Source organism: Vibrio sp. Vb0937, from assembly GCF_033338855.1.
Genome location: NZ_JAWOTK010000001.1, coordinates 778,570 through 792,315 on the forward strand (window position 1 = coordinate 778,570; position 13,746 = coordinate 792,315).

Here is a 13,746-nt window from a genome sequence, read left to right on the forward strand (position 1 = left end):
ATGACTCGTTTGGTTCCCTTGTTTATTGGTGGCGAGTTTCGTGAATCTCAAACATCGGATTGGGTTGAGGTAACCAATCCTGCCACTAATGATGTCATTGCGTACGTTCCATGTTCCACAGAGCACGAGATGGAAGCCGCCATTGATAATGCGAAAGAGACATTCCAATCCTGGAAGGAAGTGGCAGTATCCGAGCGTGCCAGAGTCATGCTTCGTTATCAGCACTTGCTCAAAGAGCATCATGATGAGCTTGCCACACTGCTTTCTCATGAAACGGGTAAGATTTTAGCGGATGCTAAAGGCGATGTGTGGCGAGGCATAGAGGTTGTTGAGCAGGCTGCAAATATTGCCAGCAACATGATGGGCGAAACCGTCGAAAACGTTGCCACGGATATTGATAGTTACTCAATGATTCAGCCCCTAGGTGTGTGTTGCGGCATTACGCCATTTAACTTTCCTGCCATGATTCCGTTGTGGATGTTCCCAATCGCTATCGCTGCGGGCAATACATTTGTGCTTAAACCCTCCGAACAAGTGCCGTTGACCTCTATTCGTTTAGCTGAACTATTTGAGCAAGCTGGCGCGCCGGAAGGAGTGTTGCAGATCGTTCATGGCCGCAAAGAGCAAGTCGACTTTCTTCTGGCTCATCCTGATATTCGAGCGGTGTCATTTGTTGGCTCGGTTCCCGTTGCCCGTTATATCTACACCACAGGGACTAAACATTTTAAACGGGTTCAAGCTTTTGCTGGTGCAAAGAATCACATGGTGATCATGCCTGATGCAAACAAAGATCAAGTGGTGAATAACCTAATCGGAGCCTCCGTAGGGGCTGCGGGGCAGCGTTGTATGGCAATTTCTGTTGCGGTATTTGTCGGTGATTCAAAACAATGGATTACAGACCTCAAACAGGCAATGGCGAAAGTACACCCAGGGCCTTGGGACGATGAGCAAGCTGCTTATGGCCCACTGATCAGTGAGCAAGCTAAACAACGCGTATTGGACCTAATTGAAGATGGCAAACAACAAGGCGCAGTGTGTGAACTCGATGGCAGTCAGTGTGAAGTGGAAGGCTTTCCCGATGGAAACTGGATTGGCCCAACCTTGTTTAGCGGTGTAACAGCGAACATGTCGATTTACACGCAAGAGATATTTGGCCCTGTCTTAGTTTGTATGGAAGTCGAAACGTTGCAAGAAGCTATTGAGTTAGTGAATCGCAACCCTTACGGCAATGGAACTTCTATATTTACCGCTAATGGCGCTGCTGCGAGAAAATATCAGCATGACATTCAAGTCGGTCAGGTTGGGATCAATGTGCCTATTCCAGTCCCTTTACCATTTTTCTCCTTTACTGGTTGGAGAGGCAGTTTCTATGGTGATTTACATGCGTATGGTAAACAAGCGGTACGTTTTTATACCGAGACTAAAACGGTGACGGCGCGTTGGTTTGATGACGATATTCCAACGGGGCCTAATTTGACCATCCAACTGCGCTGAGTGAATAAAAGGAGCTTTTATGGACTTTGAACTTAATGAAGATCAACGTGCATTTGCCGATACCGCTCAACAATTTGCCGATGAGCGTTTAGCACCGATGGCGGCGGAGTGGGATGAAAAGCAGATTTTCCCCAAAGACGTATTGAGAGAGGCGGGGGAACTGGGGTTTCTCAGTCTCTACACACCAGAAGAACATGGCGGCTTAGGGTTAAGCCGTTTGGATGCTTCAATTATCTTTGAACAACTGGCCATGGGATGTACGTCCACTACGGCGTTTATGACGATTCACAACATGGTGAGTTGGATGATAGCCAGTTTTGCTACCGATGAAGCCAAAACGCAGTTCTGTCCGAAACTAGTTACGGGGGAGTGGTTAGGCTCCTATTGCTTAACCGAACCCAACGCAGGATCAGACGCCGCTGCACTGACCACTTCCGCTACAAAAAAGGGAGATAAGTATGTCATCAACGGCGGCAAAACCTTTATCTCTGGCGCAGGAGAGACAGATGTTTTGGTCGTGATGGCGCGAACCGGAGATGAGGGTGCCAAAGGCGTGTCCGCATTTGTTGTTCCTGCTCAAGCAGATGGCATCAGCTATGGGCGTAAAGAACCCAAAATGGGCTGGAACAGCCAACCAACACGAGCGGTTACTTTTGAAAATGTCGTTATTCCAGCTAGCCATTTACTGGGCGAAGAAGGGCAAGGTTTTGTCTTTGCGATGAAAGGGCTTGATGGAGGGCGTATAAATATTGCGACCTGTTCCGTCGGTACGGCTCAACAGGCCCTTGAACAGGCGACACAGTATATTCAGGAGCGTAAGCAGTTCGGCAAACCGCTTGCGCAGTTTCAAGCCTTACAATTCAAATTAGCAGACATGGCGACAGAGCTCGTGGCTGCACGGCAGTTAGTGCGCTATGCCGCCAGCAAGCTCGACCGAAATGACCCCGATGCGACGGCTTATTGCGCGATGGCAAAACGGTTCGCGACTGATGTGGGCTTTCAGGTTTGCGACCACGCGCTACAGCTTTATGGCGGCTATGGTTACATCAAAGAGTATCCAATGGAGCGTCATTTCAGAGATGTGCGTGTGCATCAAATTCTGGAGGGGACAAACGAAATCATGCGCTTGATCATCGCGCGCCGTTTACTCTCAGAGGAGTCGGCCTTGCTGTAGCGAAGTATTGGATTTGCTCATTGAGAAAGGATTCAGATATGCCATTAACCCAAGAAGCCATTCAACATACGATCACTAATCACGTTGCGGTGGTGACGATGAACAACCCGCCAGCCAATACGTGGACAGCAGAGAGCCTCAAGGTACTGAAGTCGCTGATACTCACACTTAACAATGATAAGCAGGTCTACGCACTGGTTTTAACCGGCAGTGGAGAAAAGTTTTTCTCTGCTGGTGCAGATCTCAAGCTATTTTCTGACGGTGACAAAGCGGTTGCGTTAGACATGGCGCGATGCTTTGGTGAAGCCTTTGAAATGCTCTCGGAATTCCGTGGTGTTTCCATTGCCGCTATTAATGGTTACGCCATGGGTGGAGGTTTAGAAGTGGCATTAGCTTGTGATATTCGAGTCGTTGAAGAGCAAGCGGTACTTGCTTTACCTGAAGCCAAAGTCGGACTTTTGCCCTGCGCTGGCGGTACCCAAAACCTCACAGCGTTAGTAGGGGAAGGCTGGGCAAAGCGTATCATTTTATGTGGAGAGCAAGTCAGCGCTGACAAAGCAAAAGAACTAGGCCTAGTTGAGGAGTTGGTTCCCAAAGGTGAAGCTTTAAGTAAAGCGCTGGAACTTGCTGAATCTGTTGCGAACCAGTCACCATCTTCTGTCGCCGCATGTAAGGCGCTCATTCAAAATATGCGCTCTGCGCCACTTAAGCACGGCTTAATGAAAGAGCGAGAGTTGTTTCTGAATCTTTTTGATACGGAAGATCAAGTTGAGGGTGTTCGCGCCTTTTTAGAAAAACGCCCACCGCAATGGAAAAACCGATAGGAGGCCACATGGCAGGGATGGTAACCATTAGTGAAATAGAGTGCTTAGATGGCGTGCACCGCATTGGTATCGCAACGTTAGACAACACCGCTTCATTGAATGCATTGACGTATGACATGTTAGTCCAACTTAACGATCAGCTTATCAAGTGGCAAGACGATCCGCATGTGACTTGTGTGGTACTTACTGGCGCTGGAGAAAAAGCATTCTGTGCTGGTGGCGATGTTCGAGCTATGTATCACGTCATGCATAACGAGAGTAAAGAAAAAATCGTAGAGTTCTGTACGAACTATTTCTCGTTGGAGTATGAGTGTGACTATCTCATCCACACTTACAACAAACCCATTATCGGTTGGGGAGAAGGTATTGTCCTGGGCGGTGGGATGGGGCTTTTTATGGGAACCAGCCATAAAGTTGTGACAACAACATCACGCCTTGCTATGCCAGAAATCAATATTGGACTGTATCCCGATGTGGGAGGTACGTGGTTTTTAAGCCAGATAGATCCGCAAGTGGGTTTATTCCTCGGATTGACAGGTTCCATGGTGAATTCAAGTGACGCTGTCACTATTGGTTTGGCCGATTGGTTACTGTTGGAAGAGCAGTATCCCACCTTACTGGATGAGCTAAAGCGGCTCCAGTGGGGCAAAGAAGATGCGAAAGAGTTGGTAACTGCGCGACTACAATTAATGGAAGAACAGGTTATTGATAGCAAACCAACCACGCAAATTTGTCCATACTTAGATCAGATAGAGGAAGCGTGCAAAGGCTTTGATCTTAATGCGATAGCACAGCGAATCATGGCTATCGAAGGGAATAGCCAGTGGATAGAAAACGCGAAACAAACGTTCGCATCGGGCAGTCCGATCACCGCGCATATTTGCTTTAGACAAGTGAAAGAGTACCACAGCTTACCGCTTGCAGATTGCTTCCGTTTAGAGTTGAGTTTGTCGGTTCGCAGTGCCTTATTAGGTGAGTTTAAAGAGGGCGTCCGTTCTAGGCTCATTGACCGGGATGGCGAGCCGAGCTGGATATTTAACAGTGTCAGTGAAGTCGATGAAGATGTTATCGATACTTTGTTTACCTCGCTTTGGTCAGATAACGAGCATCCGCTTGCTAATTTGGGTGAACAAACACTAGGTCAATAAGGAGAATGATCATGAGTACCATCGCATTTATCGGTTTAGGAAGAATGGGGCATCCTATGGCGCAAAACTTACTCGCGTCTGGATTTAACGTGCAAGTATTCGATGTCGATAGCGAAGCCGCAAAGCAACTAGTACCTTTTGGTGCAGTGGTGGCGAGCTCTATTGAGGAAGTCGTGGATGGTGCAAGCACAGTCATCACGATGCTACCAGCAGGGTCTCACGTTCGTTCCGTGTATCTTGGTGACTTACACGGTGGCGTAGGTGTCCTCAATCTTGTCTCGCCAAGTACCTTGATGATTGATTGTTCAACCATTGATCCGGACTCTGCGCGATTAGTCGCCAATGAAGCGGCAAATAAACGCGTGTTGTTTGTCGACGCGCCCGTTTCGGGGGGCGTTGCTGGCGCGAAAGCGGCGACATTAACCTTTATTGTTGGTGGTTCGGATCAAGCGTTTTCTAAAGCCAATGCGATTTTGCAGTATATGGGAAAAAATGTTTTCCATGCTGGCAAAGCAGGCGATGGTCAAATGGCGAAAATCTGTAACAACCTTATGCTCGGCATTTTAATGTCTGGTACGTGCGAGGCATTAAACCTAGGTATCGATCATGGACTCGATCCAAAAGTGCTATCAAACATCATGCTGCAAAGCTCTGGCCGAAATTGGGCATTGGAGCTTTACAATCCTTGCCCAGGCGTGATGGACAGTGCACCGTCCAGTCACGATTACCAACCGGGCTTTATGAGCAAACTCATGCTAAAAGATCTCGGCTTGGGGTTAGATGCGGCGTTACAAACACATTCTTCGGTTCCGATGGGGTCGTTAGCGCGCAACTTATATTCTTTCCACAACGCGAGCGGCCACGGCGAGCTCGATTTCTCAAACTTATTTGAGTTATACAAGAGTAAGAAAGGCTAGACTGAGTTTTGTGACAAACCAGCCCGAGATGGTGACCTAAAACGCGCATCATTTCGGCCAACTTAGACTGGTTGAGATAGAGAACATTACGAGCTATGGAGTGCACCAATATGGACATAAAAAGTAGTGTTATTGTCATTACAGGAGCAGGGCAGGGGCTTGGGCAAATGATGGCCATTACCCTTGCTCAAGCTGGCGCTGATTTAGCGTTGTTGGATGTAAACGCCAGTGGCTTAATGGAAACACAAGAGCAGTGTCGAATGCTGAGTGCGAAAGCGTTGACATATCAAGTGGATGTCACCAACGAAATCGACGTTGAAACCACGTTTGAAGCGATTATCCAAGATTTTGGTCAACTCAATGGGTTAGTCAATAACGCTGGCGTGTTAAGAGATGGGTTACTTGTAAAAGCAAAAGATGGCGTGATCAGTAAGATGTCTTTGGATCAATTCAACTTGGTCATGAACGTTAACGTGACAGGAACGTTTTTGTGTGGGCGTGAAGCTGCCGTCAAGATGATTGAGAGTGGCTCCCAAGGCGTTATCATCAATATTTCTAGTGTTGCGAGAGCTGGGAATATCGGACAAACCAATTATTCTGCGTCAAAAGCGGCGGTCGCGACCATGGCGACAACATGGGCTCGTGAGCTCGCAAGATACGGTATTCGCGCGGCGGCGGTTGCACCAGGTGTAGTTCATACCGCGATGGCAGAGCAAATGAAACCCGAAGCCATAGAGCGATTAGAAAAGATGATCCCAGTTGGCAGGATGGGCGAAACAAGCGAAATCGCGCATGCAGTAAAATACATTATTGAGAGTGATTACTTTACTGGCAGGGTTTTAGAAGTGGATGGCGGCATTCGTATGTAAGTGATCACTGAAATAAGGCTCTGATAGACCTGAATAATAAGTCTCTTTCCATTTCAACATTTTCTATGTTGTGGAGTGCTAATTCTGCGCAACCCAAATGTATTTACAACTTATGTTTGGATTTACCTTGAGAATGATTTCTCACAATCCAATAAAGAGATGTAAATACCACTCAAATATTAAGTGAAATCATTAATTTGATGCTGATCACACTTTTGGTTTTTTAGTTTCCGCTTCTCATTAAGGCTATCTGCGTAAATGAAGTTGATAGTCAGTCTCATCAATTTTAAGTTTCAACTATTTGTTTTTAAATAATTAATTGTTGAAGCACGAGAAATTCGTGTTGAGGTTAATATTCGATTTAAAGTGTGTAACTTCCATTAATGGAAGGTTAGTTTCCAGTTGTGGCTAATGAGCTTTAACTTTTTACTCCTCATAATGCGCCAAATGTAACATAGTGTTTCAAAGTGTAACAATAAACTCACACTAAGAGTGTGGTTTTGATCTCCACTCAATTCCGTTTTGTTTCGCTCTGAGCCCGACGTTACTCATGCTCAACACATAAACATTCTAATGACTATAACAACTGGTTCTTGGCTTGATACCAATCGTATCGTAGCAAATAACGGTTCATTCTAGCTGGTTAAATGCTTGATGACGAAGTTGAAAAATTGTAAGTAGAATAACTACTTATCGAAGTTTTTTCTTGTTCTCATACATTACCTCTGCGCTATTTGTGAGCTTTTATTTACTTTGATTGGCATCTGCTTTGAAACCAGACAACCATCGAGAAAGTTAATGGAAGCCTCAAGATATAAACGCATCTTGTCGAGGGGAAGTTTGGCGTCCGTCATACTTATGCTCTCAGGATGTAATTCAGCTTTACTTGACCCCAAAGGTGCCATTGGTGTGCAAGAAAAAGAGTTAATTATTACTGCTCTTTTGCTGATGTTGATCGTTGTAATCCCTGTGATTTTAATGACGATTTACTTCGCTTACCGATACCGCGCCTCTAACACTGAAGAAGAGTACGCACCCGAGTGGTCACACTCGACCAAAATCGAAGTGGTGGTATGGACAATTCCAATCATCATCATTGCGATTCTTGCGACGATCACATGGCGTTCGACTCATGAACTAGAGCCATCCAAACCTTTGGAAAGTGATGTTAAACCAATGACCATCGAAGTGGTGTCACTCGATTGGAAATGGTTGTTCATCTACCCAGAAGAAAACATTGCGACGGTGAACTATGTGGCGTTCCCGAAAGACGTGCCAGTGCAGTTCAAACTGACTTCGGACAACATCATGAACGCGTTTTTCATCCCTCGCTTAGGTACACAGATCTACGCGATGCCAGGAATGGTAACCAAGCTCAACCTGATAGCGAACCACGAAGGTGACTACAAGGGTTTTGCATCGAACTACAGCGGCGAAGGCTTTTCGCAAATGAAGTTCACAGCTTCAGCAATGTCAGATCGTGCTGCGTTCCTAAATTGGGTGCAGAAAGTGAAGGCGAGCCCTGATCGTATTGAAGATTGGGAGCAATACAGCTCACTGGCAGCGCCAAGTATCGCAGAGCCAGTCACTTTGTTCTCTAGCGTTCCTCCGTTCTTGTTCACCGACGTTGTGACTCAGCATCCTGGTTCAATGAACTGTTTGCCTGAAAACCAAGGATAATCGTAATGTTTGGAAGATTAACTCTTGATTCAGTTCCATTCCACGAACCTATTATCGTCATCACCCTAGCGGTTGTGGCGCTGGTTGGTTTAGCCGTAGTTTACGCGGTGACCAAAGCCGGAAAGTGGCAATATTTGTGGAATGAATGGTTTACTTCAGTAGACCATAAAAAACTTGGCTTCATGTACATCGCAGTAGCGATGGTGATGCTTGTTCGTGGTTTTGCTGACGCAGTCATGATGCGTAGTCAGCAACTCCTTTCTTCTGCGGGTGAAGCAGGTTACTTGCCACCGCATCACTACGATCAAATTTTTACTGCCCACGGCGTGATCATGATCTTTTTTGTAGCGATGCCATTGGTCATTGGTTTGATGAACATCATCGTGCCATTGCAGATTGGTGCACGTGACGTGGCTTTCCCGTATCTGAATAACTTGAGCTTCTGGCTGTTTGTTGTTGGTGTCATCCTAACAAACATGTCTCTCGGCTTAGGTGAATTTGGTCGTACAGGTTGGCTAGCGTATCCGCCGCTTTCAGGTATTGAGGCAAGCCCAGGAGTCGGGGTCGACTATTGGATTTGGGCGCTGCAGATATCAGGTGTTGGTACGACGTTAACAGGCGTGAACTTCTTCGCGACCATTTTGCGTATGCGTACACCGTCTATGCCAATGATGAAGATGCCAGTTTTCACTTGGGCGTCTCTGTGTGCAAACATTTTGATCATCATTTCATTCCCAATCCTAACGGTGACTATCGCTCTGCTTACGCTGGATAGATACCTAGGCATGCACTTCTTTACCAATGATCTTGGCGGCAACGTAATGATGTACGTCAACCTGATTTGGGCTTGGGGTCACCCAGAAGTGTACATTTTGATCTTGCCAATTTTTGGTGTGTTCTCAGAAGTCACCGCAACCTTCTCACGTAAAAAGTTGTTCGGTTACACATCGCTAGTTTGGGCTACCGTAGTTATCACGATTCTTGCCTTTGTTGTTTGGCTACACCACTTCTTTACGATGGGGTCTGGCGCGAACGTAAATGCCTTCTTCGGTATTGCCACGATGATCATTTCTATCCCAACAGGGGTGAAGATCTTCAACTGGCTATTCACCATGTACAAAGGCCGCATCCGCTTTACGACGCCAATGATGTGGACGGTGGGTTTCCTGATCACCTTTACTGTTGGTGGTATGACGGGCGTACTAATGGCTGTTCCGGGTGCAGATTTCGTTCTGCATAACTCAGTATTCCTTATCGCTCACTTCCACAACGTTATCATCGGTGGTGTGGTGTTTGGATGTTTCGCTGCGATCACTTACTGGTTCCCGAAAGCGACCGGTTTCACCATGAATGAAACTTGGGGCAAACGTGCGTTCTATCTTTGGATTATTGGTTTCTTAATGGCGTTCCTACCGCTTTATGCGCTGGGCTTTATGGGGATGACTCGTCGTTTAAGCCAAGACATCAACCCAGAATACTTCCCACTGTTGTCGATTGCCGCAGCAGGTACGGTTGTGATTGCGCTGGGCGTATTGTCTCAGTTCATCCAAATTTACGTGAGTATCCGTGACCGCGAGCAAAATCGTGATTTAACTGGTGACCCGTGGGGTGGACGTACTCTTGAGTGGGCAACATCGTCTCCACCGCCGTTCTACAACTTTGCGCACCTACCAAAAGGTGATGTGCTGGATGCCTTCTGGTACCAGAAACAAAGTGGCGAGTTCGATCCAACTAAAGAAGTGGAATACGAACGTATTCATATGCCAAAAAACACGGCAACAGGCATCTACGTGTCGGCTTGGTCGCTCCTATTTGGCTTCGGCATGATTTGGTACATCTGGTGGCTAGCGGCGGCAAGTTTGGTCGGTATTATCGTGACGTGTATTCAGCATAGCTATAACGATGATGTGGATTACTACGTGGAAGTTGAAGAGATCAAAGCAATTGAGGCCGAACGTCGAGCTCAGCTTGAAGAAGCGAAGAAAAATTCAGTGAAAGACAGCGAAAGTAAAGATGATCTGGAGGTGACGTATGCAAACTAATATCGCAGCACATCACGACCATGATCACCACCATGACACGAATGGCAACAAGCTATTTGGCTTCTGGGTTTACCTGATGAGTGACTGTGTACTGTTTGCGACCTTGTTCGCGACATACGCTGTGCTGTCGAGCAATTCAATTGCGGGCCCAACAGGTAAAGACATTTTTGAACTCCCATTCGTGTTTGTCGAAACCATGCTGCTTCTGTTTAGCAGTATCACATTTGGTTTTGGCATTATCGCGATGAAGCGCAACAACGTTGCTGGTCTCAAACGTTGGATGTTAGTCACGTTCGCGCTTGGTCTTGGCTTTATCTGTATGGAGGTCTATGAGTTCCATCACCTGATTGAAGAAGGCTATGGGCCACAAACAAGTGCATTCCTATCGGCATTCTTTACGTTGGTTGGTACGCACGGCCTGCACGTAACCTTTGGTCTGATTTGGTTAGCGGTAGCGTATCATCAACTGTCGACGAAAGGTCTGAACGACAATATGGCAATGCGCTTTAACTGCTTAAGCCTATTCTGGCACTTTCTAGATATCGTTTGGATTTGTGTCTTTACCATCGTTTACTTACTGGGGGTAATGTAATGGATCAACATGTAGAAACCAGTTCGTCAGATTACGTGAAAGGCTTTATTGCCTCACTGATGCTGACGGTAATTCCGTTCTACTTTGTTTGGACGAAATCATTACCAGATACAACGACCTATGCGATTCTATTTGGATGTGCATTAGTGCAGATATTTGTTCACTTTAAATACTTCTTGCACATGGAAACAAAAACATCCGACGGACGTTGGAACCTTGTATCACTGATGTTTACCGCCATTGTTGTACTTATCCTTATCGCTGGCTCGGTATGGATCATCTACAACATGAACGTCAACATGAAGTTGTAGGTCAAGGTATGCTGAAAAGTTATTTGTCTATCACTAAACCGGGCATTATTTTCGGCAACCTGATTTCTGTTGCGGCGGGGTTCTTCCTCGCCGCAAAAACAGAACCAGCCAGTCTAATGCTGTTCGTTACGACGTTAGTTGGTGTTGGGTTAGTCATCGCTTCAGGTTGTGTGGTGAATAATATTTTCGATCGTGATATCGACCAAAAGATGGCACGTACACGAAATCGTGAAACAGTGAAAGGCAACATCAATATCGATATTGCGTTTGTTTATGCACTTGCTTTATTGCTGGTAGGAACCGCACTGTTATTTATCCGAGTGAACCCACTATCCGCTGTCGTCGTGTTGCTTGGCTACGTGTATTACGTGTTCTTTTACACGATGTGGTACAAACGTAACTCGGTGTATGGAACCTTAGTGGGAAGTATCTCAGGCGCAGTTCCGCCATTGGTGGGTTACTTAGCGGTAACAAACTTCATTAGCTTGGAAGCGATTTTACTCTTTACCATGTTCTGTCTCTGGCAAATGCCGCACTCGTATGCCATTGCCATGTTCCGCATGCAAGACTACCGAGAAGCCGGGATTCCCGTATTGCCAGTTAAAGAGGGCATTCATAAAGCTCATCGACACATCAAAGCGTATGTCGTGGCGTTTGGAGCAGTATCATTGGGGTTATTTTTACTAGGTGAAGCCGGGTATGAATACTTAGCGGTTGCAGCGGTTGTTTGCTTTATGTGGACGAACGTGACCTTTCGCAGCATTGATGACAACAACTATATCGCTTGGTCAAAGTCGGTGTTTAAAGTCTCACTGCTAGTGGTGATGGGGATCAGTGGTGTGCTTGGTGTCGAGTTGATTCCTCTAGCTCTGTAACAACCAAACCTAAGCGTTTGCTAAGCGCCAATATCTTTTGCTGCTGAATGCATGAATGGCCTTACCTAGAAGTAAGGTCATTTAACTTTCTATTGTTCTTTATTTTCCCTGTTTTTCCTGCTCCTCCTCTAGCTTCACTATCACGTATTCATATCTAAAAGCAAAAACAACCAGTGTGTAAAACATAGTGAAGCACGTTTTCGCTGACGCGTAATAATGCCAAGAGATAGTGACTATTAAGCTAAAAAGTATAAACAGCGCAATAACTCTATTTGCCATATGAAAATTCAATATCGATAGTTTGTAATGTAAACATTTGGGGAGAGTGCTAGTTCCCATAGCAGCATACAAACTAACAATGTGAATGTTTGAGTTGAATCACCAGCTAGCGAAATACAAAAGTTTTACGACTGAAAGTGGGTGAGGAAGCACCTTAGCTCCAGTGAAATGAACACGATTAAGAATCATCCTTTTACATAATCTAAAAACTCACCAAACCTTAACCCAGATTAAAGTTTTGTCGTCTCCGAGGCATTAAGGTGCGCCTGTAGTTTGCAGGTCTCAAGGATTCAGAGAAGGAACAGCCATACATCGTGTATCGCTGTTCCTTTTTCGTTCTTGTTTACTTGCGAAAAGATAAAACATAAAGACAACTTTAAGAGGACTGGTTTTGAGCATTTTGTTTTCCGAAGCCCGAATTGGCAACATGACCCTAAAGAACCGTTTTGTGAGAAGCGCAACGTGGGAGAACATGGCGACCGAAGATGGTCACATGACGGTAAAGCTTTACGATATTTACGAAACGCTTGCGAAAGGGGAAGTTGGGCTTATTGTTACGGGTTATGCCAATATCGTTGAAGAAGAGAAACCCAACGCAGGTATGATGGGGATCTACAACGACTCTTTTATTGAAGAATACAAAAAGCTAACAGAGCTAGTACATCAACAAGATTCTAAAATCGTGATGCAAATTGCTTACGGTGGCACCAAAACCACCCATAACGTCGGTGAGCGTGTCATCTTCGCTCCGAGTGACGTGCCTGAGCGTGGTACAAATACGCAAGGCAAAGCGATGACAAAGGACGAAATAGACTACATCGTAAAGGCATTCGCATTGGCGAGTAAACGTGCTCAAGACGCTGGTTTTGACGGCGTAGAGATTCATGCGGCGCACACTTATTTAATTAACCAGTTTTTAAGCCCGTACTATAATCGTCGCGAAGACGAATATGGTGGTGACTTAGAAAATCGCATGCGCTTTCTTTTAGAAATTTATTCTGAAACCAGAAAGCTGGTTGGAAGCGAATTTCCCATCCTCGTTAAACTGACGGCAACAGAGTTCTTTGACGGCGGTTTAACGTTCAATGAAACTCGCGTCGTCTGCAAGAAACTTGAAGAAATAGGCGTTGATGCGATCATCGTATCTGGCAATGTTCACGGCAAAGCAAACGAACTTGTTGGTCAAACGTTCGATGGTTACACACTACAAGAAGAAGGTTACTTTCACGAATATGGTCACGTGATCAGTCAGGACGTTAGCATACCGGTGATTACTGTCGGCGGGCTGAGCGACATTGATGCGATTGAGAAAATTGCAGAAAACACAGGTATCCAATTTTTTGCTGTGTCACGCCCTTTATTGGCTGAGCCACAGTTGATCAAACGTTGGAAAGAAGGCAATCGCGCACCAGTAGATTGTGAACGTTGCTCAAAGTGTCGTACCAAGCGTGGTAACTTTTGCGTGGTGTATAAGAACCGAAATCGTCGCAAAAAATAGAACGAAGCGAATACACAAATACAAATTAGCCTCCACTCTGAAT

The 13,746-nt window shown here is 45.8% G+C and carries 12 protein-coding genes; all 12 read left to right on the top strand.

Features of this window, described 5'->3' with window-relative positions:
• The 12 genes from R7P67_RS03430 (at position 1) to R7P67_RS03485 (ending at position 13,703) form a co-directional block, all read left to right on the top strand.
• Positions 1-1,494 carry a CoA-acylating methylmalonate-semialdehyde dehydrogenase gene (locus tag R7P67_RS03430; protein ID WP_213915508.1) on the top strand — a complete coding sequence of 498 codons (1,494 nt, stop codon included), beginning with the start codon at positions 1-3 and terminating at the stop codon, positions 1,492-1,494.
• A gap of 19 nt (positions 1,495-1,513) precedes the next feature.
• The gene (locus tag R7P67_RS03435) at positions 1,514-2,668 is read left to right on the top strand and encodes an acyl-CoA dehydrogenase family protein (RefSeq protein WP_213901635.1); all 1,155 of its coding nucleotides are present in this window, start codon (positions 1,514-1,516) and stop codon (positions 2,666-2,668) included.
• 38 nt (positions 2,669-2,706) lie between these two features.
• Positions 2,707-3,492, top strand: coding sequence for an enoyl-CoA hydratase (locus R7P67_RS03440; RefSeq protein ID WP_053349982.1), 786 nt, complete (start codon positions 2,707-2,709; stop codon positions 3,490-3,492).
• An 8-nt stretch (positions 3,493-3,500) separates the two neighbouring features.
• The gene (locus tag R7P67_RS03445) at positions 3,501-4,640 is read left to right on the top strand and encodes an enoyl-CoA hydratase/isomerase family protein (protein ID WP_262652994.1); all 1,140 of its coding nucleotides are present in this window, start codon (positions 3,501-3,503) and stop codon (positions 4,638-4,640) included.
• Positions 4,641-4,651: 11 nt separating this feature from the next.
• Positions 4,652-5,557, top strand: coding sequence for a 3-hydroxyisobutyrate dehydrogenase (gene mmsB, locus R7P67_RS03450; RefSeq protein ID WP_318085874.1), 906 nt, complete (start codon positions 4,652-4,654; stop codon positions 5,555-5,557).
• Between the two features lie 110 nt (positions 5,558-5,667).
• Entirely contained in the window at positions 5,668-6,426 is a 759-nt protein-coding gene (locus R7P67_RS03455; RefSeq protein ID WP_031781219.1) for an SDR family oxidoreductase, read from the top strand.
• 798 nt (positions 6,427-7,224) lie between these two features.
• Positions 7,225-8,106, top strand: a complete 882-nt coding sequence (gene cyoA, locus R7P67_RS03460; RefSeq protein WP_005388604.1) for a ubiquinol oxidase subunit II — start codon at positions 7,225-7,227, stop codon at positions 8,104-8,106.
• Between the two features lie 5 nt (positions 8,107-8,111).
• Positions 8,112-10,148 (top strand): cytochrome o ubiquinol oxidase subunit I, encoded by a 2,037-nt coding sequence (gene cyoB / locus R7P67_RS03465; RefSeq protein ID WP_005375781.1) that lies wholly within the window; start codon positions 8,112-8,114, stop codon positions 10,146-10,148.
• Positions 10,138-10,740, top strand: a complete 603-nt coding sequence (gene cyoC / locus R7P67_RS03470) for a cytochrome o ubiquinol oxidase subunit III (protein ID WP_005375782.1) — start codon at positions 10,138-10,140, stop codon at positions 10,738-10,740. The genes cyoB and cyoC overlap by 11 nt, the downstream gene beginning before the upstream one ends.
• Positions 10,740-11,051 (top strand): cytochrome o ubiquinol oxidase subunit IV, encoded by a 312-nt coding sequence (gene cyoD / locus R7P67_RS03475; protein WP_262652997.1) that lies wholly within the window; start codon positions 10,740-10,742, stop codon positions 11,049-11,051. Before cyoC ends, cyoD begins: the two co-directional genes overlap by 1 nt.
• Positions 11,012-11,926, top strand: a complete 915-nt coding sequence (cyoE, locus tag R7P67_RS03480) for a heme o synthase (protein ID WP_262653000.1) — start codon at positions 11,012-11,014, stop codon at positions 11,924-11,926. Before cyoD ends, cyoE begins: the two co-directional genes overlap by 40 nt.
• A 670-nt stretch (positions 11,927-12,596) precedes the next feature.
• Positions 12,597-13,703 carry an NADH:flavin oxidoreductase gene (locus R7P67_RS03485; RefSeq protein ID WP_062730958.1) on the top strand — a complete coding sequence of 369 codons (1,107 nt, stop codon included), beginning with the start codon at positions 12,597-12,599 and terminating at the stop codon, positions 13,701-13,703.
• The last annotated feature ends 43 nt before the right edge of the window (positions 13,704-13,746 follow it).